Raw genomic sequence first — 24,011 nt, 5'->3', positions numbered from 1 at the left:
AGTGTTTACCTATGCACGAACGCGAAAACTCCAACGCCGGTCTGGATCGGCTCGGTCAGCGCGATCTGCCTGGTCCCCTGGCCGGGGTGGCGGGCGTCGAGAGCCGGATGGCGGATTCGAGCAGGAGCGCGTGGACGAAGGCTTGGGGCAGGTTGCCGCGCAGCTGACGCTGCTGCACGTCGTATTCCTCGGAGAGGAGGCCGGGTGGGCCGCAGGCGGCGCGGTTGCGCTCGAACCAACGCAGGGCGTGTGCTTCATCGCCCTGTTGGTGCTCGGCGAGAGCCATGACGAATCCGCACAGCAGGAAGGCGCCTTCGGTCTCCCCAGGACGCTGGGTGGGCTGCGGAAACCGGTAGAGGTAGCCGTCTTCGGACAAGGTGCGGCGCACTTTCGTGAGCGTGGCCCGCGTGCGCGGGTCGTCTCCTGGCAGAGCGCCTCGCACCGGCGGCAGCAGCAGCGCCGCGTCAGGACCGGTGTGCTGGGAACTCCGTTGCCAGTAGCCGTTCGGATGCAGGCATCGGCGCGTTGTTTCGGTCAGGATGTCTTCGGCTAGCGAGGTCATGCGGTCGGAGCCCTCGCGGGTTGGGGCAGCGAACGCAGCGGCTCGCAGTCCTGCGACGCACGCGAGCCGGGAGTGCGTCCACCACTGGTCGTCCAGTTCCCACAGGCCGGCGTCGGGCCGCTGCCAGCGCCGGCCGATGGCCTCCGCCGCGACGCGGATGGCGCGTGCGCCGTCGGTGTCGAGGTGTCCGTGGCGCGCCGCCGCGGCCAGCAGCTGGAGGAGTTCGCCGAACGCGTCGAGTTGGGTTTGCCTGGTGACCCGGTTTCCCAGGACGACCTCGTGGCCGCCGGGGTAGCCGGGCAGGTCCAGCGGCCTTTCGTCGGGAACGACGTCGCCGTCGACGGTGTAGGCCGGGTGGAGGGCATCGCCGTCGTCGAGGAGGCGGGCCGTCAGGAAGGACACGGCGTCGTCCAGGAGCGGGAGGGGCCCGGCAGCGGCGACGGCGACGGCGGCGTAGCACTGGTCGCGAACCCATGCGTAGCGGTAGTCGTAGTTGCGCCGTTGCTCGGCCCGTTCGGGCAGGGACATGGTCGCGGCTGCGGCCATGCCACCACGCGGTGCGGTCATCCCGCGCAGGACGGCGTACGCGTGCTGGGTGTCGCGCGGCGCGATGCTCCCGCCGAGGTCGGGGATGTCGCTGTGCCAGGCGTGTTCCGTGCGATGCCAGGCGAGATCGGGATCGATGGGTGGGCCCAATGAGGCGCGCGTAATCTCCAGGACCAGGTCGTGACGGCCACCGGCGGGAACGGCGATTTCCATGCGCAGCGCGCCATCGCTGCCGACTGCGGCGTTGGCACCGCCGCTCCAGCGCACCCGCAGATCGCCGCTGCCAGCGACCCACCGGCCGTGCTCGTCCAGGTGCGGCTCGGTCTTCGGAAGCGTCCCGAACCCCGCTCGCACGTCCAGTTCGACCCGCAGCACGACTTCGCGTTCGATGGCTTCGACGCGGCGGAGCAGCATCACGCGGTTCGGGTCCCCCGGATACGCGAGGGCGTCCCGGCACTCGACGATCGTGGACGTGGTTACCCACCGGTTGCGCCAGATCAGCGATCGCGGTTCGTAGTACCCGCCCCAGGTGAACGGCTCGACGGGCGTGACCGCGTAGACCCCGGGGCCGCCGAGCAGGGCGGCGAACACGGCATCGTCGTGCCAGGTCGGAGCGCACAGCCACACCAGATCGCCGTGCGGACCGCAGATCGCACCACGACGCCCGTCGGCCAGCAGCGCGTACTCCCGCAGCGCGTGCGGTGGGAAGCGATGTTGGATGTGGTCGCTGATGCCGTCGGGTCCAACCATGCCGCTGCCTCGGTCGTTGTCCTGCCCGGGTCGTTTCGGTCGAGCGGACCGACCGGGGGCATTCGCGCTGCGGCCGGCCGGAGTCGGGGCGAGGCCCGCGGACGACGTGGAATTTCTCCTTGCGCCACAACGATCGTGCCCCACGAACACCAGTGCAGCTGGTGTTCACCGGGACCTCTTTCATGGTATTGGCCGTGCCAGCCCGCGGCAGCGCCTCAGGCGTTCAGCTGGGTGTCGGGCCAGTCCACGATTTCGTCGAGCACCTGTTCCTGCTCGGGCTCGTTGTGCGCCTCGTGGTAGAGCCATTCGCGGCTCCGCAGGGTTTGGTCACGACCCGGCGTGGGTGCGCACCAGCTCGCTGGTGGCCGGTGGCATCAGCCAGAATCAGCACATTTCCCAGCGTCGTCGGCTGGTGTGCATGCGAAGAGCCCTTCGTCCAGGCACGGCAACCCCGCCTGCTGCGCGGAGACGAGTCCTCCTGCGAAGGACCATCGGCGCGGACTTCTGCCGCAAGTGCCGCGTAGGTTCGGTGCAGGCTAGCGCCGAGACCGCTAGCTGCCCGCTTCCCCCTGCCGAGCAAGGGGTGTTCTCGGGACGGGTTGGGTCGAGCTGATTTGATGTCCCTTGTGGATATCCTGTTGCTTCATTCCGCGTTCGGCTTGCGACCTTCCGTGCACACCGCCGCCGATCGGTTGCGCGCCGCCGGACGCGAGGTGCACGTTCCCGATCTGTTCGACGGGCGGACCGCCGAGACGGTCGAGGACGGCATGCGCATCAAGGACGAGATCGGCAGGGACGAGCTGTTGCGCCGTGCAGTGCAGGCAGCGGCACCGCACAGCGAACGCGGGCTGGTGTACGCGGGTTTGTCGTTGGGGGCGGCCCTCGCCCAGAACCTCGCGCTGGCCGACGAGAACGCCCGTGGTCTGCTGCTCCTGCACGGCACCTCCGACATCGCCGAGGGCGCGACCGTCGACGACCTGCCGGTGCAGCTGCACGTCGCCGACCCCGACCCGTTCGAGCCGGCCGACTGGCTGAACGCCTGGTACCTGCAGATGCGGCGTGCCGGGGCGGACGTCGAGATCTTCCGCTATCCGGGCGCAGGGCACCTGTTCACCGATCCGGACCTGCCGGACCACGACCCGGAAGCCGCCGAGGAGGCGTGGGTCGTCGCGCTCGCGTTCGTCGAATCGCTCTGAGCCACTTCCCCGAAGGCCGATTCGAGCTGTCCGCAGTCGGCAGTACTCCGTGGAGTCGTGAACCCGTCGCGGGCTGGGCGAGCGCGGGACACGGGCTCGGCCCGCTTGTTTCAGACGGTGCGCAGTACCGAGACGACGGCGCCCAGCACGACGGCGGTATCACCGTCGATGACCTCGTAAGCCGGGTTGCGAGGCTCCAGGTAGACGTGGCCGTTGCGCCGGCGGTACACCTTGACGGTCGCCTCGCCGTCGATCATCGCGGCGACGATCTGTCCGGAATGCGCCTCGGGCTGCTGCCGGACCACGACGATGTCGCCGTCGCAGATCGCGGCGTCGATCATCGAGTCACCGCGCACGCGCAGACCGAAGACGTTGCCGCGACCGGTGAGTTCGCGGGGCAACGACAGAACGTCGTCGACGTGTTCCTCGGCCGCGATGGGAGTTCCGGCGGCGATATCGCCGACCACGGGCACGCTCACAGAGTCAATGCCGGACTGCCGCGCCGAGGGCCGCAGGAAGGCCCGCACGTCGATCGGCCGGGACATCGTCGTGCTGCGCCGCAGGAAACCCTTCTCCTCCAGGCTCGTCAGGTGCTTCGACACCGACGAGGACGACCGGAGTCCGACGGCATCGCCGATCTGGCGCGTGCTCGGCGAATATCCGTACCTGGTCACCCAATCCCGGATCGTGGCCAGGATTCTCTGCTGACGCAGCGGCAGGGTCGAGGGGTCCAGGTGCTCGAACGCGTCGAGATCGTCGTAGGCGGCCACCTGCGGAATGTTAGAGGTCGACGCCCGCGACCAAGCCACCGGCCCGCACCGGCGACTGCGTCGGCACCAACCGCGGCCACCGGGAGGCGCGGCGTCTCCTCCTTCGTGGACTTCCCGTGTGCGGGGCGCGTTCGGAGGTGTTCCCGTGATCGCTTCGCGTTCGCATTGCGGTTCGCAGCCGAACGAATCCGCTCCGCACCGGATTCACGCCGTCGAGGATGGACATGCAGCCCGAGCGGCTTCTCCGCAGCCTCTTACCCGCTGGCAGCGCCGCCGTACCCGTTGCGCACGACCCGAATCGTCGAGCGGGCGTACTTCAACGTCGTCTACCGCACCGAGCCCGACGCCCGGCGCGCCGTCGTGCCCGCGCCCCTGGAGTTCGACGTCATGCACATGGGTGACGTTGACGGCTACGGTCCGTACACGGAGGCCGGGCAGGTGGTCAAAGCCCGGTTCGACGGCGAGGACGGCGATTCCCGGACTGCACCGGCGGCCCGCGCGGGTGTGACCTGGTTCGCACCGAGATCACCGAGATCACCGAGATCACGCTGAACCCTGCATTTCGGAGACGAATAAAGGCTGAAAGTCCTCGCTGCGGCGACGGAGGTCCGGGGATACTGGCTGGTAAGCGGACATCTAGTGGCTTCTGGTCGGAAGACGAGGCGCACGTTGTTCGAACCCGTAGCGCGTTGGTGTGCCGGAGCGTCGGATTGGCATCCCATTGCCGTGTACGAGATCGTTCTCGAACGCAATGGCCCCAAGTGGCAGGTGACCTACCTGATGCACGGTGAGCGGCATGCCTGCATCGGCTTCGAAAGCGAGGCCGAGGCTCGACGCGACGTCGAGTACCTGATGACCCGTGGCCCGGCCGGGCAGCAATGGTACGAGGCCGCCCCGGATCGCTGAGCCGCGGCACGCGAACCAGGAATGGAGCGCGGCGGGGCAGTCGTTGGTCTGCCAGACTCGGCTCGGGGTCCTGCGACGTACCCGGGGGGCGGGAGATGGCTTCATTCCCAACCGCGTTGGGCTTGTCCGCGGAGCAGACCGAGGACGTGGTGCAGCAGGCCGGCTTGGCACCGTCGTTGCACAACAGCCAGCCCTGGCGCTTCCGTCTTTCGCAACAGGCGATCGAGCTGCACAGCGACCCGCAGCGGCGGTTGCCCGCTGCGGATCCGGCCGACCGGGAACTGCGGTTGGCCTGCGGTGCGGCGTTGTTGAACCTCCGCCTGGCATTGGAGCACTTCGGCGTGCGGCCGGTCGTCGCGCTGCTGCCGCGGCTTGCCGGGCCGACCTCGTTGGCCGAGCTGCGCAACGGGGGACAGGCGAAGCAAGCGCCGGAGGAACTGGCGCTGTACCAAGCGATTCCCAAGCGACGCAGCAACCGGCGCCCGTTCCTGGAGAACCCGGTCCCGACCGCGCACCGGCACGCGCTCGCTGCCGCAGTGCGTCGCGAGCAGAGCTCGTTGCGCGTGATGACGCGCCCGGAGTTGGGGAGCCTGGAGGGCTTGGTGCACCGCGCGCACCGGATGCAGATGGCGGACGGGCGCTTCCGGGATGAGCTGGCGAAGTGGACGGGGCGGCCGAAAGGCGCGGCCGAAGGAGTGCCGGCTGACGCGGCGGGGCCGCTGCCGGAGCCCCAGGACCAGTGGGTGCTGCGGGACTTCTCCGGTGGTCAGGCGCGTGCGCGGGTTCCCGGCAAGGACTTCGAGTCCGATCCGCTGCTGGTCGTGGTGTGCTCGAACCACGACAGCAGGCTCGACGACCTGCACGCGGGGCAGGCGATGCAGCGCATGCTGCTCACCGCGACGGCACTGGGCCTGGCGTCGTCGCTGCTGTCGGCGGTCGTGGAGGTCGAGGCGACCAGGGATGAACTGCGGCAGCTGCTCGGCGGAGCGCTGCAACCGCAGGCCGTGGTGCGGATCGGCTACGGCTCGCCAGCACCCGCGACCCCGCGCCGCGACCTGCGGGAATTGCTGATCGACGACTAGCGCTTCCAACGGGTTCCGCCGTGAGCGGCTGAGCAGGAGGATGCCGGATGCAGGCGTTCGACGTGGTGGGCATCGACGGCTCGGACATCGCGGCGGATGCGGTCAGGTGGGCCGCTGCGGACGCCGCGCTCCACCGGGCAGCGTTGCGGCTGGTATGCGTCGTTGCTGGTGGTGCGGATGATGCCGATGATGGGATGCCGACGTCGCCGAACGTTCTCGGCGTCATCGAGAACGAGCGCCGCCGATGGCTGTCGCAGGCGGCGGAGCTGGCCGCGACGGTCGCCGGCGACGTGGCGATCACTCAGGAACTACGCCACGGCAAGCCGGCTGCGGTTCTCGTCGAGGAATCGGCCGGGGCTCGGCGGGTCGTCGTCGGCACCCGCGGCCTGGGTGACGCCACCGGGGTGAAAAGGGCGTTGGGGTCCACGGCGGAAACCGTCGCCATGCTGGCGCAGTGCCCGGTGGTCGTCGTCCCGGCGTCCCGGACGGATCCCGGGGTGGCGAGAACTCGGCCGGTCGTCGTCGGAGTGGACGGATCGGCGGTCAGCGAGCGCGCCCTGGAGGTCGCGTTCGAGGAAGCGTCCGTGCGGCGCGTGCCGCTGGTGGCCCTCCACGTGTGGAGCGACACCGCCATCGACGAATGGTTCGCCCTGGACGCGGAACGTGACTGGGATGCGATCGAGGCAAGAGAAGGCATGCTGCTCGCCGAGCGGCTGGCGGGGTGGCAGGAGCAGTACCCGGACGTTCAGGTGCAGCGCGTCGTGGAGCGGGACCGGCCGGTGCGGTTCCTGGCCTTGCACGGCGCAGACGCGCAGCTCATCGTCGTAGGTAGCCGTGGGCGCGGAGGCCTCACCGGGATGCTGCTGGGCTCGACCAGTCGCGCCCTCGTCCACTCGGCGCCCTGTCCGGTGCTCGTGGTGCGGGCTGGATGAGCTCCGAGGCACGCGCTGCGCCGCGTGCTGGAGGTGAGCGACATGACCAGTGCCGGTGATGCGGCTCGGTCCGATGTGGCGCACCCCGGGCCGCGACGGTTGCCACGTGCCACCTACGAACACGAGCTCTTGCGGCTGCAAGCGGAGCTCGTGAAGCTGCAGGAATGGGTCCGGGCCGAGCGCGAGCGGCTCGTGGTGCTGTTCGAGGGGCGCGATGCGGCCGGGAAGGGCAGCACGATCAGGCGCGTCGCGGAATACCTCAACCCCCGGGTGGCCCGGATCGCCGCGCTGCCCGTCCCGACCGAGCGGGAACGAACGCAGTGGTACTTCCAGCGCTACGTCGCGCAGCTGCCCGCGGCGGGGGAAATCGTGCTGTTCGACCGCAGTTGGTACAACCGCGCCGGGGTCGAGCGCGTCATGGGGTTCTGCACGGAGGACGAGCACCGGCGTTTCCTGGAGCAGTGCCCGATCTTCGAACGGCTGCTCGTCGACGACGGGCTGTTGCTGCGCAAGTACTGGTTCTCGATCAGCCGCACCGAACAGGAGCGTCGACTGCGCAAACGCGTCGAGGACCCGATGCGCCAGTGGAAGCTCTCGCACGTGGACCTGGAGTCGGTGACCCGCTGGGACGATTACTCCCGCGCGCGGGACGAGATGCTCGCGGCGACGGATACCCCGGAATCCCCTTGGTACCTGGTGGAAAGCGAGGACAAGCGGCGTGCGCGGATCAACATGATCGCTCATCTGCTGTCGAGCGTGCCATACCACGAGGTTCCACGCCCCCGGGTGGAAATGCCCGCGCGGGTGGCCGCCAGCGGCTACCGGCGTCCACCCCGCGACGCGTTCAGGTACGTGCCCGACCACGCCGCATCGCTCGAATGATCGAGGCTCCCGCAGACCGCGATTGGTCAGGACTCGCCGCGGACCACGACGACGGGGCAGCGAGCGTGGTGCACGCAGTGCTGGCTGACCGAGCCGAGGAGCGCCTCGGTGAATCCGCCGTGACCCCGGTTGCCCAAAACGAGCAGATCCGCGTTGGACGACTCGGCGGCGTCCAGCAGCGCCCGCGCCGGGTGCCCCTGCGCGACTTCCCGGCTGATCTCCACCCCGGAGTCGCTGGCAACCTCCTTGATCACCTCGTTCAGGTTCTTGGCGGTGGTGGTGGCGAAGTCCTCGAGCCCGGAGGCTTCCCAGTTGTAGATGAGCGGAGCGTCCCAGGCCATCAGGGCGGTGATGCCGCCGTCGACCAGACCTGCCTGCCAGACGGCCCACCGCAGGGCCGCCTTGGAAGCGGGCGAGCCGTCGACGCCGACGACGATGGTGTACCGGTGCTCGTTCATTGCGTCCCCCCGTGCCGACTTACAGAGCTGCGAAGTTCCCTCGCACATGAGGAGTACTTCCTGCTGGACCGCCGCGCTGGAGAGGATCCCGAACTGGCGCGTGCACCAGCATCGGCTAACCGGGAGTGCGGCCCCATGCCTTGTTGACGGCGTCGACGATGTGTTGGTATCCGGTGCAGCGGCAGAGGTTTCCCGACAGCAGTTCGCGGATCGAGGCGTCGTCGGGATGATCATCGGGTTCGGCGGCGGAGAGCGTCACGACGAATCCCGGTGTGCAGAAACCGCATTGGAGCCCGTGGCAGTCCTTGAAGGCCTGTTGCATCGGGCTCAGGCCATCGTCGGGGGTGATGCCTTCCACCGTGGTGACCTCGGTGCCGTCGGCCTGCACGGCCAGGGTGATGCAGGAGCGCGCGGGTTCGCTGTCGATGAGCACGGTGCAGGCGCCGCAGATGCCGTGTTCGCAACCGGCGTGGGTGCCGGTGTGGCCGAGGTCGTCGCGCAGGAAGTCCACGAGCAGCCGGCGCACCGGGACGAGGCGCTGGACCTTTCGGCCGTTGACGGTGAGCGTGATCTCGCGGTGTGCGGTGGTGTTGTCAGTCATGCGCCACCTGCTCCAGGGCTCGCTGCGCGGCCGCGTGCAGCGCGGCGCGGCGGGTTGCGGGGTCGGCGTGGAGGTCGTCGGGCGGGCTGGCGGAGTCCGCGGCGGCCTGGGCCGCGGCGCTGATCGACTCCGCGGTGAGCGCCCGGCCGCGCAGCGCCTCTTCGGCTTCGGTGAGTCGTCGGACCGTGCCGCCGATGCCCAGGCCGGCCAGCCGCGCACCGGTCGCGGTCCTGTCGTCGAATTCCAGCGCCGCGGCGACTCCTGCGATGGCGAAATCGCCGGACCGCCGGGTGATTTCGGCGAAGCCGAAGCGGGTGTTTCCGCGAATCGGCACTCGCACTTCGGTGAGGATTTCGTCGGTGGCCAGCGAAGTTTCGTAGGGCGAGAGGAACAGGTCGGTGGCGGCGATGGTGCGTCGGCCGCCGACTCCGGTCACCACGACATCGGCGTCCAGCGCGCAAGCGGCCGCGCAAAGCTCGGCGGCCGGATCGGCGTGTGCCAGGGATCCGCCGACGGTGCCGCGGGAGCGGATCTGGCGGTGGCCGACGTGGCGCAGCGCGCGTCCGACCAGCGGGCAGGTCCGCCGTACCAGCTGCGAGGTCTCGGCCGCCCGCTGCCGAACACCGGCGCCGATGATCAGCACGTCGTCCTCGCGGCGCAGCCCGGTCAGCTCCGGCAGGCGGCCGATGTCGACCAGGACGCTGGGGCGGGCGAGCCGGAAGTTCATCATCGGCAGCAGACTTTGGCCGCCCGCCAGGACTTTCGCGTCCTCGTCGGCGGCAAGCAGCCGCACCGCTTCGTCGAGGGATTCGGGGCGGGCGTACTCGAACGGTGCTGGCTTCACGACGCGGCCTCCTCGATCAGGCGCCGCACCGTCGCGGGAGTCAGCGGAGTGGTGTCGATGTCGGCCACGCCCAGCGGTTCCAGGGCGTGCTCGACGGCGCGCACGATCGCGGCCGGCGGACCGATGATGCCCGCCTCGCCCACGCCCTTGATGCCGAAGGGTGTCTCGGGCGCCGGACTGCTGAGCTCCTCGGTCTCGATTTCGGGGATCTCGCAGGCGGTTGGCAGCACGTAGTCCATGAACGTGGTGGCCAGCGGTTGGCCATCGTCGTAGGGCATCTGCTCGTAGAGCGTGCCACCGATGCCCTGCGCGACACCGCCGTGGATCTGGCCGGCCACGGTCAGCGGATTGATGACACGCCCGCAATCGTGCACCACGGCGTACCGCAACACCCGCACCACCCCCGTGGCGGTATCGACCTCGACGACCGCCGCGTGCGTGGCGTTGGTGTAGGTGGCCGAAGCGTTCATCTTGCCGTCGGGCCGGGGCGCGTGGTCCATTCCGGGCGGGTCGTAGCTCGCGCGCGCGTCGAGCCCGGGTTCGACGCCCGGCGGCAACTCGAACGTGCGGGTCAGCGCCACCCGCGCCACCTGCGCCCAGGACACCGAGCTGCCCGGGCTGCCGCGCACCTGGAACCCGCCGTCGGCCAGCTCCAGGTCGTCCGGGGCCGCTTCCAGCAGGTGCGCGGCGATCTCGGTTCCCTTGCGCCGCAGCACTTCGGCGGCCTGCGCGATCGCGCCGCTGGCGACGACGGCGCTGCGACTCGCCCAGCTGCCCAGGCCGAACGGGGCGGTGTCGGTGTCGCCCATCACCACCCGCACCTGCTCGATCGGGAGGCCCAGTTCCTCGGCGACCAGGGTCGCCACCATCGTGTGCGCGCCCTGCCCCATCGCCGAGATGCCCACCGCCGCGGTGACTCCGCCGTCGGCGTCGAAGCGCACGTCGGCGGAGTCCTGTCCGCTCCAGCTGCCGGTGATCGAGAACGCGCTGGCGCCGACACCTTCGATGTAGGTGGCGTAGCCGACGCCGAGGTGCGTGCCCGGTGCGGCGCGTTCGCGTTCGGCGGCGAGTAGCCGTTCGCCGATCTCGACGGCACGATCGAAGGCCTCGCGGTGGCTCCCGGAGTCCAGACGCGCGCCAGCGGCCGTCTCGTAGGGCAGCTCGTGCGGCTCGATGATCATCCGGCGGCGCAGTTCGAGCGGATCGATGCCCAGTTCGCGGCCGATCTTGTCCACCAGCCGCTCGATGGCGAAAGTGCCTTCGGGCATGCCGAAACCGCGGTAGGCGCCGAGCGGGGTCTTGTTGGTGACCACGCCCTGGACCGCCACGCACTGGTGCGGAATCCGGTAGGGCCCGCACAGCGATCCGACTGCCACCAGGCTGGGACCGAACCCGGCGGGGAACATCTCCCCGGAACCCAGGTCGGTGCGGATCCGCCCGCGCAGGGCCTCGATGGTGCCGTCGTCGCGGACGGCGGCGGACAGCTCGATGCGCATGTCGCGGGCGTGGCACGCGGTGATCAGGTGCTCGTGGCGGTCCTCGATCCAGCGCACCGGGCGGCGCAGCCGCATCGCCAGCCACGGGATCACGTAGTCCTCGGGGTAGATCTCGTTCTTCTGGCCGAACCCGCCGCCGACGTCGGGCGTGATCACCCGGATGGCGCGCTCCGGTGGGCCCAGCACGGCGGACAGCATCGACCGCACCATGTAGGCGGACTGGGTGGAGGTCCACACCGACAGCCGTCCGTCGCGGTACTCGGCCACGACGCCGCGCGGTTCCAGGGGAACTGCCGCGTGGCGGTGGGTCGTGTAGGTGCCGCTGATCACGCGCAGCCGGCCGAACGCTTCGTCCACGGCCGGGTTCTCCGGGGCCAACGACAGCAGGAGGTTGTCGTTCCACTCCGGGTAGAGCAGCGGCGCGTCGGCGGCGAGGGCCGCATCGACGGTGTCGACGGTGGGCAGCGGATCGAGGTCGACGTCGACGAGTTCGGCGGCGTCCTCGGCGAGGTAGCGGTCGTCGGCGACCACGACCGCGAGCGGGCAGCCGACGTAGCGGACCCGGTCGCGCGCCAGCGGGAAGTGCTGAACGGGGCGGGCCCAGGGCATCGGGTCGGGAACCGCTGAGATGTCGAGATCCGAACCGCCGAACGCCGCGTACACCCCGGGCGAATCCAGCGCGGCCGTCGTGGCTACGCCGCGCACCTGGGCGTGCGGGACTTCGCTGCGGACGAACGCGGCCTCCACCATGCCCGGCAGGACCACGTCTGCGACGTAGCGGCCGCGCCCGGTGACCAGTCGGTCGTCCTCGATGCGCGGCACTCGGACACCCAGCAGCGTCGGGCGCGTGTTCGGCGTTGGTAGCACCATCCGGCCTCCCCGGTCACCGCGCGCGGCGGGAGCCACCCGGTCTCCGGCGCCTGCCGCTGGACGAGTGGTGGCGGTCATAGTGGCGATCCCTCGGGTAGCGTGCTGCAACCACGGTTCGCGCGCAATCCACCGGAAGGACGGCTCGGACACCGACCGGGTGACCGAATCCGCAGGTGGTCCTGCAACGGCAGGACTCCACAAAGGACGTTCCGGGATTCGCGCAACGATGCTGCCGTGCTGGTCGCAGTCATCAGCGAATTGCTGTGCCCCAATGCCTTCGCTTCAGATCCAGCTTGCCGTCACCAGCCTTGGCCGCACGGAGCGAACAGACCTGCGGTCCGCGTTGTCCTGCGGGGAAGCGGAAGTGACCGCGGTTGTGCTCGAAGCAGTCGTACTGGACGGTTCGGCCATCCTCGCCGAGACGTCGGCGAAGGGGCGGAACTCGGCCGGCGGCGCTGCTCGGGCGGCGTGCAGCGACCGGGTGTCCCGATGATCGGCCGCAGACGCCACGGCTGGCGCGTTCGCTGCGGCTGGCTGCCGGAGTCGATGATCGGCGGACCGGGTAGTCCGACGTTTCCCTGCCTGCCGCGCTCGCGGCCCGCCTGATGAGATATGGATCACTGAAATTGCTGCATCGAGGCAGTCGGGAGGGCCGCCGGTCGGGTCGATTTGGCGATGCCCGACGATTTTGGGGGCGCACCACGCCGTAGTTGCGACATATCCATACCGACCGGTAGCCAGGAAGGTGTGCTTAGCGGGGTGTTGTTGCCCCCAGGAGAGAAAGCTGCAGGAGGTCTGCTCGGTGTTCAGTCGTGTTGCGATCGTCAATCGCGGGGAAGCTGCGATGCGGCTGATCCATGCCGTGCGGGAGGTCGCGGCGGAAACCAGGTCCCGGATCGAGACCGTGGCCCTCTATACCGACGCCGACCGCACGGCCGCCTTCGTGCGTGAGGCCGATCTGAGCTACGACCTCGGCCCGGCGCACGCGCGCCCCTACCTGGACCTCGGCGTCCTGGAACGGGCGCTGACCGAAACCGGGGCCGACGCGGCTTGGGTCGGTTGGGGGTTCGTCGCCGAGGACCCGGCGTTCGCCGAGCTCTGCGAGAAGCTGGGCGTGACCTTCATCGGGCCGAGCCCTGACGCGATGCGCAAGCTCGGCGACAAGATCGGCGCGAAGCTGATCGCCGAGGAGGTCGGCGTCCCGGTGGCGCCGTGGAGCCGCAGCGAGGTCGCTGACCTGGACGCGGCGATCCGCAGCGCGAACGAGATCGGCTACCCGCTGATGCTGAAGGCGACCGCCGGTGGTGGCGGCCGCGGCATCCGGGTGATCAACGACGAGCAGGAACTGGTCGACGCCTACGAGCGCACCCGGATGGAGGCCGAGCGCGCCTTCGGCAGCGGCGCGGTTTTCCTCGAAAGGCTGGTCACCGGCGCCCGGCACGTCGAGGTCCAGGTGATCGCCGACGGGCAGGGCACCGCGTGGGCGCTGGGGGTGCGGGACTGCTCGATCCAGCGGCGCAACCAGAAGGTCATCGAGGAATCGGCCTCCCCGGTGCTCAGCGCCGAGCAGAGCGGGGAGCTCAAGGCCGCCGCCGAGCGGCTCGCCCTCGCCGTGGGCTACCGGGGCGCGGGGACCGTGGAGTTCCTCTACCACCCCGGCGAGCGGCTGTTCGCTTTCCTGGAGGTCAACACCCGCCTCCAGGTGGAGCATCCGATCACCGAGGCCACCACCGGCGTCGACCTGGTCAAGGCCCAGCTGCACGTGGCGGGCGGCGGCAAGCTGGCGGGCGAGCCGCCCGCGGAGAGCGGGCACGCCGTCGAGGCCCGGCTGAACGCCGAAGACCCGGACCGCGACTTCGCCCCGTCCCCGGGCAAGATCGTCCGCCTCGACTTCCCGGCCGGTCCCGGCATCCGCGTGGACACCGGGGTCAGCGAGGGCGACACCATTCCCGCCGACTTCGACTCGATGATCGCCAAGATCATCGCGTTCGGCCGGGACCGCGACGAGGCGCTGGCCCGGCTGCGCCGGGCGATGGCGCAGACCACGGTCATCGTCTCCGGTGGCGCGACGAACAAGAGCTTCGTGCTCGACCTGCTCGACCGGCCCGAGGTGATCGAGGCCACCGCCGACACCGGGTGGATCGACCGGGTGCGTGCGCAGGGCGAGCTCCAGGCGCACCGGCACTCCGCGATCGCGCTGGCCGCGGCCGCCATCAAGGACTACGAAGACGCCGAACTCGCCGAACGGCAGCGGTTCCTGGCCGCCGCGCACGGCGGCCGGCCCCAGGCGCGCCACGAGAGCGGCCGACCGCTGGAACTCAAGCTGCGGGGCGCCAGTTACCGGGTGCAGGTCGCGCGCGTAGGTCACCAGCGGTTCCGGGTCGGCATCGCCACCGCAAACGGTGTCGACGCCCACCCCGCGGACGTCGAGGTCGAGCGGTTCGACTCGCACGCCGGGCAGATCGCGGTCAACGGGCAGCGGTTCCGGCTGGTCACCGACACCCACGGCCCCGTGCACCTGGTAGAGGTCGACGGCGTCGCCCACCGGGTCAGCCGGGACGAGGGCGGTGTGCTGCGCGCACCGGCTCCTGCCTTGGTGGTCGCCACCCCGCTGGAGGTCGGCGCCGAGGTCGAAGCCGGTGCTCCGGTGATCGTGCTGGAGAGCATGAAGATGGAGACCGTCGTGCGCGCGCCGTTCCGCGCGAAGGTTCGGGAATGCATGGTGCGGGCGGGCAGCCAGGTCGAGACCGGCGCGCCGCTGCTGCGGCTGGAACCGCTCGGCGACCAGGACGAGGCCGCCTCCGAGCAGCCCACCGGAGAAGCCGCCGCCGACATCGTCCTGCCCCCGGGGCCGGATGGTCTCAGCGCGCAGCAGCGGGCGACCCGCGGCCAGCAGGATCTGCGCAGCCTGCTGCTCGGGTTCGACGTGGACCCGCACGACGAGCGCCGGGTGCTGACGGACTACCTGACCGCCCGGGCGGAACTCGTCGAGGCCGGGCAGCGCCCGCTCGCCGAGGAGATCGAACTGCTGGCGGTGTTCGCCGACCTCTCCGAGCTGAGCCGCAACCGGCCGGTCGGGGAGGAGACGAAGGCGGACTCGCGGGTGCACAGCCCCCGCGAGTACTTCCACACCTACCTGCAGAGCCTGGACGTCGAGCGGGCCGGGCTCTCCGAGACGTTCCAGCAGCGCCTCGTCCGGGTGCTCGGTCATTACGGGGTCCAGGAGCTGGACCGGACGCCGGAGCTGGAAGAGGCGGTCTTCCGGATCTTCCTCGCCCAGCAGCGCGCCACGACGGACGCGGCGGTGGTGACCGCCCTGCTGCGGCACTGGCTCGCCGAGGCACCCCCGTCCGGGGCGGCTCGCCAAGCTGCGGGACTGGCGCTGGAACACCTGGTCGCGGCCACCCAGCTCCGGTTCCCCGCCGTCTCCGACCTGGCCCGCACCGTGGTCTTCCGCTGGTTCGCCCAGCCCATGCTGCGGCGCAGCCGCGCGGAGGTCTACGCGGGTGTGCGCAAGCACCTGCGCTACCTCGACGAGCACCCGGACGCACCGGACCGGGCGGGGCGGATCTCCGCCATGATCACCAGCGCCGAACCGCTGGTCCGGCTGGTCGGGCAACGCATCGGCCGCGAGGGCACCGACCCGGCGCCGCTGCTGGAGGTGCTCACCCGCCGCTACTACGGCAACCGGGAACTCGAAGACGTCCGCACGACGCGGGTCGCGGGCTGCACGTTCGTCAGCGCCGGGCACCGGAGCGCGCACCTGCGCGTGGTGGCCACCGCGGTCGACTTCGCAGCCCTGCCCGATGCCGCGCGGGCATTGGGCGAACTGGCGCTGGAAGGCGATCTCGTCGCCGACATCTACCTCGTCTGGGCCGATCAGCCCGAAGACACCGACGCGATGGCGGCAGAGCTGGCCGAGGTGCTCGCGGCCCAACCGCTGCCGAGCCAGGTCAGCCGCATCACCACCACCGTGGCTGGCCGCAGCGGCGCGGTGATGCACCACCACTTCACGTTCCGCCCGTCGCCGACCGGCTTCGCCGAGGAACGCCTGATCCGCGGGCTGCATCCGCTCATCGCCGAGCGGATGCAGTTGGAGCGGCTGGGCGAATTCGACCTCACCCGCCTGCCTTCGGCCGACGAGGAGGTCTACCTCTTCCGTTGCGTGGCGCCGAACAACCCCTCCGACGAGCGGTTCGTGGCGCTGGCCCAGGTGCGGGACCTGACGCCGCTCCGGGACGACGCCGGCCGGCTCGTCGCGCTGCCCGCCGCGGAAGGCGTGCTCACCGCGTGCCTCGACGCGGTCCGCAAGGCGCAGGCGAAGCCCGGTGCGAACAACGGCAACAACCGGTCCGGCACCAACCGGATCACCATCTACGTGTGGCCGCCGAGCGAGCTGTCCACGGACGAGCTGAACACCGTCGCGCAACGGGTGCTGCCCACTACCGCAGGTGCCGGGCTGGAGGAAGTGCTGTTCCTCGGGCGCCGGCGCGACCGGGAGACCGGCGAGCTCAGCGAATTCGCCGTGCGGATCGGCTACGACGCCAGCACCGGGATGCAGCTGTCCGTCATCGAGCCGCCGACCGAACCGATCGAGCCGCTGGACAGCTACCGCCAGAAGGTGCTGCGCGCCGCCAAGCGCGGCACCGCCTACCCGTACGAGCTGACCGGCATGCTCGCCGGGTCCGACGGCACGTTCGTCGAGCACGACCTTGACGAGACCGGCGTGCTGGTGCCGGTGGACCGCCCGAAGGGCCAGAACTCGGCGGCCATCGTCGCCGGTGTCGTCAGCACGCCGACCGAACGTCATCCCGAGGGCGTGACCCGGGTGGTACTGCTGGGAGATCCGACCAAGGCGCTCGGCGCGCTGTCGGAACCGGAGTGCTCGCGCGTGATCGCCGCCCTGGACCTGGCCGAACGGCTGCAGGTGCCGCTGGAGTGGTTCGCGCTGTCGGCGGGTGCCCGGATCTCGATGGACTCCGGCACGGAGAACATGGACTGGGTGGCCGCCGCGCTCAAGCGGATCGTCCAGTTCACCCAGGACGGCGGCGAGATCAACATCGTGGTGGCGGGGATCAACGTCGGCGCCCAGCCGTACTGGAACGCCGAGGCCACGATGCTCATGCACACCAAGGGAATCCTGGTGATGACGCCGGATTCGGCGATGGTGCTGACCGGCAAGCAGTCGCTGGACTTCTCTGGTGGAGTGTCGGCCGAGGACAACTTCGGCATCGGCGGCTACGACCGGGTGATGGGACCGAACGGCCAGGCCCAGTACTGGGCACCGAACCTGGGTGCCGCGCGCGATGTGCTGATGGCGCACTACGACCACACCTACGTCGTCCCTGGCGAGGCCGCGCCGCGGCGGGCCGGCACCACCGACCCGCACGACCGAGACATCTCCGGCTTCCCGCACACGTTGGCGGGCAGCGACTTCGCCACGGTGGGCGAGATCTTCGCCGCGGCGAGCAACCCGGACCGCAAGAAGTCCTTCGACATCCGCACGGTGCTGCGGGCGGTCGCCGACCAGGACCACCTCGTTCTGGAGCGCTGGGCCGGGATGGCCGACGCGGACACCGCGGTCGTGCAGGACGCGCACCTCGGCGGCTGGCCGGTGTGCCTGCTCGGGATCGAATCTCAGCCGGTGGCACGCCGTGGTTTCCCGCCCACCGACGGGCCGGACTCCTACACCGCCGGCACGTTGTTCCCGCGCTCGTCGAAGAAGGCGGCGCGGGCGATCAACGCGGCGAGCGGGAACCGGCCGCTCGTGGTGCTGGCGAACCTGTCCGGGTTCGACGGCTCGCCGGAGTCGATGCGGAAGCTGCAGTTGGAGTACGGCGCCGAAATCGGCCGGGCCATCGTGAACTTCCGTGGCCCGATCGTGTTCTGCGTGATCTCCCGGTACCACGGCGGCGCCTTCGTGGTGTTCTCCAAGGCGCTGAACCCGAACATGACGGTGCTCGCAGTGGAGGGTTCTTTCGCCTCGGTGATCGGCGGCGCGCCGGCGGCCGCAGTGGTCTTCGCGGGCGAGGTCAACGCGCGGACGGCGAACGACCCCGCGGTGCGCGAGCTCGAAGAGCTCGTCGCCGAGGCCGACGGCACCGAGCGGGCGACGCTGAACCTGAAGCTGGCCGATGTCCGGGCGGCTGTGCGCGCGGAGAAGCTCAGCGAGGTGGCGGCGGAGTTCGACCGGGTGCACAGCATCCAGCGGGCCGTCGAGGTCGGCTCGGTCGACGCGATCGTCCGCGCCGACGAACTGCGCCCGCGGATCATCGATGCCATCGAGCGCGGAATGCGCCGCGCGTAACGAATCGTGAGTGCGAAAGCCGGTTCTTAGGGCTTTCGCACTCACGACCGGTAGCGGCGCCGCGCGCACCACCCCTTCACAACGCCGCAATTTCCATTGAAATCGAAGGTTCGATTTCAATGGAAATTGCGCAGCATGGCGAAGTACCGGCAGCGGATCGAGCGCGGCAGCTTCGACCTGGTCCGCGACTGCGCCAGCCTGCTGCCGATCCGGGTGATCTGCGACTTGCTCGGCCTGTCCCAAGTGGACGCCGACCGGCTTGGGCACCACGGCCTGGTGGTGTCCGGGTCGTTGGACGGACCCGCTCGACCAAGCGGCTCCGGCAGATGCGGGAATTCCTGAACGAGCTGGACTCGATATTCGCCAGGCTCATCGAGCAGCGCAGGGAGGCGCCGCGTTGGAACCCGTCGGTGCAGATGCTCGAGCTCGCCGGCCGTCAGCCGCGCAAGGACATGCCGGTGCTGCTGGCCTCGGCCGGGGCCCTGCGAAGCAGGAGGATCCCGATCGCTTCGACATCGCCGGGAGGTCCAGGGCGAGACCTGCATTCTCCTCGGGCGGCCACTGCTGCCTCGGTGCCCCGCTGGCGTGGATCGATGGGGAGGTCGCGTTCCGCTGCCTGACCACCCGAGTGCCCGATCTGCGCCGCGCCGGACCCGTGGTGCCCCGCCCGAGGTCGGTCGTCCGGGCCCGGCATGCTCGCCGGCCGTCCCGGGCAAGATCGATAAGCACCTGAACCACCCCGTCAATCATCCTGGCCGTAGTGCGCGGCGATGTCTTCGGAGCTGGCCCACCGGCTGTAGGTGGGGCCTTGCGGCCAGCCCTCGGGCGAGTCCTGCCACTCCTCCTGCCGCCCGTACGGCAGCAGATCGACCAGCGCGAAGCTGTGGCTGATCTGCTCGGTGCCGCGGCCGTTGGTGTGCCAGGTGCGATAAACGGTGTCGCCGTCGCGCAGGAACACGTTGACGGCGAATCCTCCATCGGGAGGTGCGCCGACATCCGTGCCGAATGGACTGTTCGCGGTGGAGTACCAGGCCATCCTGTTCCCGACCCGCCGCTTGTACGCGAGCGCCTCGTCGATCGGTCCTTGGGTGACGATGACGAACCGGGCGTCCCAGTTCTCCAGGAACTCCAACCGGGTGAACTGCGAGGTGAACCCGGTGCAGCCGGGGCACTGCCACTGCTTCCCGGGGGACCACATGTGGTTGTAGACGATCAGCTGCGACATGCCGCCGAAGAGGTCCGCCAGCCGGACCGGTCCCTCTTCACCCTCGAGGGTGTAGTCGGGCATCTCGACCATCGGCATGCGGCGGCGCTGGGCGGCGATCGCATCGAGCTCTCGGGTCGCGGCCTTCTCCCGGGCGCGCAACGCATCGAGTTGGCGCTGCCAGGTGTCTGAATCGACGACGGGAGGTAGTGCTTTGGGGCTCATGGTTCCCTCCTTGATCACGCTCACCGCTTGCGGGTTCGCAGGTATAGACCTGGCCCGGTTGCCGAACTCATCGGTCCTGACTTCTGAAATGCGGATACAGCTCACGCGCCGGCTGTATCGAGGCGGCCTTGACCGTGCTCCTGCGGTGTCGCCAGGGGCGGGGTCGGCGGCGGTTCGGCGATCAACGGGCAGGTCGCTATCCGGCCGCCGGTGGAGGACATCGCGAACTGGGCCCGCGCGGGATGCAACGGCTGGGCACCCGAGGACATGTTGTGGTGGGAGCAGCCGGTTGGCAAGTCGGGAAGGCCCCAAACAAATCGCCAACAGGCCGCGACGGCCCGGTTCCAACCGGGGAGAAGTGCGCCGCGTGTCGGGGCGCAGCACACATACGAACCGGGCCGAGTCTGAGATCAACCTGATTGGTTGTGAAAGCCCAGGACGAACTCCGGTGTGCACGAGAGGCCGCAACCGCTCGCTCGGTAGTCGTGGTTGCGGGCGTACTCGGCGAGTGTCTCGCTCACGCATACCTCGCAAGGTCGGGCGGAGAGCAGCCGGTTGGAATTAACGCCCGTGACGAGCCCACACCTCGTTTGCTTCGTGCCAGGCTTCCGCTCGTGGACGGTCCCGAGATGATCAGTCCATACATCCCGGACGGCACCGGACGGTTCCGCTTGGTCCGCAAACAGTTGCGTACTGCCCGCTGAACTTCTCGCTTCCACGCCCGTTTTCCTTCCGCACCGCTTGGTGTTGGTGGAGCGGTCCCCGTTGATGTCGGGGGGCTTCCAACGGCGGGGACCGCCCTGGCCAAAAGCTAGAGGGCGAAAGCTCGATGAACCCCAACGTTTTGTTGGGGAGCCCGATCGGACACACCGTACCCTGATAGGCATGCAGTTGGACGACGAAGCGACAGTCGGCGAACGCCGAGTTCAACTCGGCCGGCGGCACCTCGTGCAGCCGTCGCCACACCCCGGCTCGGGCCCAGCCGCCGGCAGGTCATGCCCGAGCCGTATCCGGGTTCCTGCGGCAGAAATTCCCACCGCATGCCTGCATGCGCAGCACGAGCAAGATCCCGCACGACGCCCTGCGTTCGTCGTCCGGTCGCTTGCGCCCGAGATTACGAAACCGCCGCCCGACCACGGGTAACAACGGTTCGATCCTCAGGATTCTTGGTCGTGTGGAGAATCAGTATCAGGGAATGGAATCTCAGGTCACCAAACTTGACCTTGCGGGTTGAGCGCATGGCCGCGGCGAGCGGCCCCCGATCCAGGTTGGTGCGGGGCGCGGGTTGGCCGCGCCCCGCGTTGGGCCTTCAGCGTTGGAAGAAGCGGCGGTATTGGTGGGTGATCGTTGCTGGTTCTGCCGCCGTGTTCAGGAACATCAGCGAGTCCATCCGGCAGTTGCACGGGTTTCGCTCCGCCGTCTTCTGCGGGAAGCTGCCGCCGATCTTGATTCCTCGCGGGTTCGTCTTCGTCGTACCAGACCCGTCGAGCTGCCACGGGTCGCCCGGGACGGTGTAGAAGCCCGGGAGTGGCTGGCCGTTGCGGTAGAGGGCGATTTCGCCGGTCGTGTAGTCGAACGTCGCCGCCAGATGCACCCATTCGCCGGGCGGGAGTATCTCGCGCCAGTCCTGCTGGGCGGCGAACGTCTGGGAGCTGCCCCCGTCGATGCGGCGGCCCAGCCCCACCAGCCGCAGCTCACCGTCGACCTGGACCAGCTCCAGCAGCGCCCGGACGTCGTGGCCGTCGGAGTTGCCACTGAGGATCCCGGCCAGACCGACTGAGTTGTACCGGTCGCCCGGGTCCGGTGTGTTCGAGTTGGGGCTGGGGTTCTCGCCGGCCATCTTGAACCAGCCCATCACGGTCGCGCCCTCGGTGCCGTTGAACGCGCTGAGCGACGCAACGCCCTTGCCGTCCCAGACACCGGCCTTCCAGTCGTCGTTGCCGGCCACTTCGGGGTTGACCTGCTGGACTTGGAGGGCGTTGTTGCTGCCAGGGAACGCGCCGTCGGCTACCCGCATGTCCGCACCGCCGCCCAGCAGGCTCAGCAGGGTGCGCGACGAGCCGCGCCCGAGCTCGCGGGAATCGTCGGCGGCGAAGGGCCGCTCGAAGTCGTAGTAGGCGACCAGGTTCCGCTGCACCTGCGCGGTGACCTCCGAGCGGGGGGCCATCCGCGTTCCGGCCACCTTCCAGATCTTGCCGTTGGCTTTGGCGAGCAGGTACAGGTTGCGCTGCGAATCGGTGCCGAAGCGGAGGTCCACCCGACCGTCCCCGGCGAAGTCCGTCATCCGCATCTGCTTGCCCGTGGTGTCGAACAGCTGCAACTCGTGCAGGGGCGCGCGCTCCGCGCCGCGCTTCATCCGGTTGACGTCGGTGTAGAAAACGCGGCCGTCCACCAGGTCGCCGAAGACGTACTTGCCGCGCAGCAGCGGAAAATGCGTCCCCCGGTACACCTGGCCGCCGGAGATCGCGTGGCCGCTGTCGGAGTTGCACGGCCAGCCCTGCGGCGGATCGTGGTCGTAGGCGGCCACCGGGTAGACGTAGCCGTACTTCTCGTCGTCCGCCGGCAGCGGGTACAGGTAGCACTGGTTCTCCGGGCGGAAGGTGAAGTCGCCCTCGCGCTTGCTCCACCCGAAGTTGTCCCCGGCGCGGACCTCGTACACCGCTTCGATCGCATGCTGGCCGATGTGGCCGAGGTACATCGCGTGCTTCCCCCCGGGATCCCAGCTGAACCGGTGCGGGTCGCGCATGCCGACGGCGTAGATCTCGCCCAGCGCGCCGGGTGTGCCGACGAACGGGTTCGACGCCGGAATGCCGTACTGGCCGTTGGGTGCGTCCGTGCCCGCCGGGTCGATCCGCAGGATCTTGCCCGCCGGGGTGCGCATGTCCTGAGGCACGTTGGAGTTCAGCCCGATGCCGCCGTCACCGACTCCCAGGTACAGCAGGCCGTAGTCGGCGTCGCCCGGCTTGGCGGTGGGGTTGAAGTCGATCTGCTGGATGGCGTGGAGCTGGGTGGTGAACCCGAAGCGGAAGATCTCCCGCTGGGAACCGGTGAACCTGTCGGCGGCCGGATCGTCGGCGGTCCACTCGGTCACCACGCTCTGCACGGACGCGTTCGGCTGGTTCGGATAGGTCGGCTCCTCGGAGTCGATGGCCGCCTTGTCCTCGCTGTGCACCGTGTAGAACTTGCCGTTGCGGACGAAGTCGGGGTGGAAGGCGACGAAACCGAAGCCGCTGCCCATCCCGAGCCCGGAGAAAAAGTGCTCGAAGCGCGCCTTGAAGTCCAGGTACACGTGCTGCTGTCCGCCGTCCAGCAGGTACAGCGGGCCGTTGAGGTCGGGCACGAACATCCGTCCGGAGCCGTCCGGCACCTCGCCGATGTAGTTGATCCGGTTGTGCCGGATCAACCGCGGGTCGGTTGTGGGTGGCGTCGCCTCGGACGCGGGCAGTTGCGCGACTTCCTGGAGCACCAGGCCGAGCCGGGACTGCTGCGGCTCTTCGGGGATCGGATCGATGATCGGTTCGTCGGCGGCACCGGCCGCCGGTGGTGCTATCAGGGTCGCTGCGGCCACCACTGCGGTGATCGCGGCGCACCAAGATCTGCGCACGCGCATGGTAGGACTCCCTCGCCGTTGTGGGTTGGTCATGCATCCCGGGCCACCGGTGGAAAGCGGCGGACTGCGGGAGAAAATTCCGAAACCGCTGTCAGGAGGACGGAGCGCCGATACGGTGCCGCCGCGAACGCGCCCGTAGTCGTCGAACGAGCCGAAACCGACCCGGCCCCCGGAGAAGGCGGTCGCGGTCATCAGCTGATCGTCGGCGCCGTCCACGTACACCGCGATCTCACCCGTCGCGGCGGGGTAGTCGCGGTGGACGTCTTGCCAGTCGGTGTCGCCGATGGTGGGTGGGGCGCCGGTGGTGCCGTCCCACTGGTCGTCGATGCGGACCCCGGTCGGCGTCGTCGACGACGAAGATCCCGTGGTGCGGGTAGATCGTGTTGTCCTGCGACAGGTGCGCGTAGTAGAAGCGGGTGCGGGACTGGAAGTTGAAGATCAGCACGACATCTCGGCCGTTGCGGGTCACCGGTTCGTCGATGCGGATCTCGCCGGTCAGGCTCAGCGAGCCGGACTCCGGTCCTTTTCGGACGATGGCGTACTGGAACGGGCGGCATGGGCCTTCCGGCGGCACCCCGCGATCGGTCATGAGCACCTGTCCGGCGGTGAATTCCCACTTCTCGGGCGTCAGCGGGGCCCAGTGCCGGTCCGTGGCGGGAGGCCGGACCACCACGAACCCCGCAGCGGCGGACGCGGTCGGGATGGCCGTTGCGCACAGCCCGGCGACCGACCCGGTGCGCAATGTTGTTCGTCTCATGTGGACTTCCTGC

General features: G+C 69.6%; 18 protein-coding genes and 1 pseudogene. 10 read left to right on the top strand and 9 right to left on the bottom strand.

What is annotated here, in order from left to right:
- Nucleotides 1-55: 55 nt before the first annotated feature.
- Nucleotides 56-1,858, bottom strand: a complete 1,803-nt coding sequence (locus SSPN_RS0118095) for a glycoside hydrolase family 15 protein (protein WP_010696819.1) — start codon at nt 1,856-1,858, stop codon at nt 56-58.
- Nucleotides 1,859-2,475: 617 nt separating this feature from the next.
- Here SSPN_RS0118095 and SSPN_RS0118090 point away from each other — a divergent pair.
- Nucleotides 2,476-3,054: a dienelactone hydrolase family protein gene (locus SSPN_RS0118090; RefSeq protein ID WP_029535464.1), complete on the top strand. Its 579-nt coding sequence runs from the start codon at nt 2,476-2,478 to the stop codon at nt 3,052-3,054.
- Between the two features lie 110 nt (nt 3,055-3,164).
- Here the strand turns inward: SSPN_RS0118090 and lexA are convergent, their stop codons facing one another.
- A complete protein-coding gene (gene lexA / locus SSPN_RS0118085) occupies nt 3,165-3,824 on the bottom strand; it encodes a transcriptional repressor LexA (RefSeq protein ID WP_010696817.1) in 660 nt (219 codons plus the stop codon).
- A gap of 282 nt (nt 3,825-4,106) precedes the next feature.
- On the opposite strand from lexA, the gene SSPN_RS0118080 reads away from it, so the two are divergent.
- The 5 genes from SSPN_RS0118080 to ppk2 all read left to right on the top strand — a co-directional run bounded on the left by SSPN_RS0118080 (nt 4,107) and on the right by ppk2 (nt 7,626).
- Nucleotides 4,107-4,376: an acetoacetate decarboxylase family protein gene (locus tag SSPN_RS0118080; protein ID WP_010696816.1), complete on the top strand. Its 270-nt coding sequence runs from the start codon at nt 4,107-4,109 to the stop codon at nt 4,374-4,376.
- Between the two features lie 174 nt (nt 4,377-4,550).
- Nucleotides 4,551-4,730, top strand: coding sequence for a hypothetical protein (locus SSPN_RS0118075; protein WP_029535463.1), 180 nt, complete (start codon nt 4,551-4,553; stop codon nt 4,728-4,730).
- Nucleotides 4,731-4,825: 95 nt separating this feature from the next.
- A complete protein-coding gene (locus SSPN_RS0118070; RefSeq protein ID WP_010696813.1) occupies nt 4,826-5,812 on the top strand; it encodes an Acg family FMN-binding oxidoreductase in 987 nt (328 codons plus the stop codon).
- Nucleotides 5,813-5,859: 47 nt separating this feature from the next.
- Nucleotides 5,860-6,744, top strand: coding sequence for a universal stress protein (locus tag SSPN_RS0118065; protein WP_010696811.1), 885 nt, complete (start codon nt 5,860-5,862; stop codon nt 6,742-6,744).
- A gap of 42 nt (nt 6,745-6,786) precedes the next feature.
- Complete coding sequence (gene ppk2 / locus SSPN_RS0118060; RefSeq protein WP_044574304.1) at nt 6,787-7,626, top strand: polyphosphate kinase 2; 840 nt, start codon at nt 6,787-6,789, stop codon at nt 7,624-7,626.
- A 26-nt stretch (nt 7,627-7,652) separates the two neighbouring features.
- On the opposite strand, the gene SSPN_RS0118055 is transcribed toward ppk2, so the two are convergent.
- The 4 genes from SSPN_RS0118055 to SSPN_RS0118040 all read right to left on the bottom strand — a co-directional run bounded on the left by SSPN_RS0118055 (nt 7,653) and on the right by SSPN_RS0118040 (nt 11,973).
- Nucleotides 7,653-8,084, bottom strand: coding sequence for a universal stress protein (locus SSPN_RS0118055; RefSeq protein WP_010696807.1), 432 nt, complete (start codon nt 8,082-8,084; stop codon nt 7,653-7,655).
- 115 nt (nt 8,085-8,199) lie between these two features.
- Complete coding sequence (locus SSPN_RS0118050; RefSeq protein ID WP_010696805.1) at nt 8,200-8,685, bottom strand: (2Fe-2S)-binding protein; 486 nt, start codon at nt 8,683-8,685, stop codon at nt 8,200-8,202.
- Nucleotides 8,678-9,529: an FAD binding domain-containing protein gene (locus SSPN_RS0118045; RefSeq protein ID WP_010696803.1), complete on the bottom strand. Its 852-nt coding sequence runs from the start codon at nt 9,527-9,529 to the stop codon at nt 8,678-8,680. Before SSPN_RS0118045 ends, SSPN_RS0118050 begins: the two co-directional genes overlap by 8 nt.
- Nucleotides 9,526-11,973, bottom strand: a complete 2,448-nt coding sequence (locus SSPN_RS0118040) for a xanthine dehydrogenase family protein molybdopterin-binding subunit (protein ID WP_148271985.1) — start codon at nt 11,971-11,973, stop codon at nt 9,526-9,528. The genes SSPN_RS0118045 and SSPN_RS0118040 overlap by 4 nt, the downstream gene beginning before the upstream one ends.
- A gap of 286 nt (nt 11,974-12,259) precedes the next feature.
- On the opposite strand from SSPN_RS0118040, the gene SSPN_RS61680 reads away from it, so the two are divergent.
- The 3 genes from SSPN_RS61680 (at nt 12,260) to SSPN_RS0118025 (ending at nt 18,544) form a co-directional block, all read left to right on the top strand.
- Nucleotides 12,260-12,388 carry a hypothetical protein gene (locus SSPN_RS61680; protein ID WP_272941742.1) on the top strand — a complete coding sequence of 43 codons (129 nt, stop codon included), beginning with the start codon at nt 12,260-12,262 and terminating at the stop codon, nt 12,386-12,388.
- Nucleotides 12,389-12,697: 309 nt separating this feature from the next.
- On the top strand, nt 12,698-18,202 hold the full coding sequence (locus SSPN_RS0118030; RefSeq protein ID WP_010696795.1) for an ATP-binding protein: 5,505 nt from the start codon (nt 12,698-12,700) through the stop codon (nt 18,200-18,202).
- Nucleotides 18,203-18,337: 135 nt separating this feature from the next.
- Nucleotides 18,338-18,544 (top strand): cytochrome p450-like enzyme, encoded by a 207-nt coding sequence (locus SSPN_RS0118025; RefSeq protein WP_010696794.1) that lies wholly within the window; start codon nt 18,338-18,340, stop codon nt 18,542-18,544.
- A gap of 400 nt (nt 18,545-18,944) precedes the next feature.
- Here SSPN_RS0118025 and SSPN_RS0118020 read toward each other — a convergent pair whose 3' ends face one another.
- Entirely contained in the window at nt 18,945-19,631 is a 687-nt protein-coding gene (locus SSPN_RS0118020; protein ID WP_010696791.1) for a DUF899 domain-containing protein, read from the bottom strand.
- 171 nt (nt 19,632-19,802) lie between these two features.
- On the opposite strand from SSPN_RS0118020, the pseudogene SSPN_RS51280 reads away from it, so the two are divergent.
- Nucleotides 19,803-20,039, top strand: a pseudogene (locus SSPN_RS51280) (hypothetical protein); the annotation flags it as partial.
- Nucleotides 20,040-20,940: 901 nt separating this feature from the next.
- On the opposite strand, the gene SSPN_RS0118015 reads toward SSPN_RS51280, so the two are convergent.
- Both SSPN_RS0118015 and SSPN_RS44390 read right to left on the bottom strand, forming a co-directional pair.
- On the bottom strand, nt 20,941-23,241 hold the full coding sequence (locus SSPN_RS0118015) for a PQQ-dependent sugar dehydrogenase (RefSeq protein ID WP_044574301.1): 2,301 nt from the start codon (nt 23,239-23,241) through the stop codon (nt 20,941-20,943).
- Nucleotides 23,242-23,470: 229 nt separating this feature from the next.
- Nucleotides 23,471-23,998 (bottom strand): hypothetical protein, encoded by a 528-nt coding sequence (locus SSPN_RS44390; protein ID WP_187764564.1) that lies wholly within the window; start codon nt 23,996-23,998, stop codon nt 23,471-23,473.
- Between the last annotated feature and the right edge of the window lie 13 nt (nt 23,999-24,011).

Source organism: Saccharopolyspora spinosa NRRL 18395 (assembly GCF_000194155.1).
GTDB classification, from domain to species: domain Bacteria; phylum Actinomycetota; class Actinomycetes; order Mycobacteriales; family Pseudonocardiaceae; genus Saccharopolyspora; species Saccharopolyspora spinosa.
This window is presented reverse-complemented; position numbering and strand designations above follow the sequence as displayed.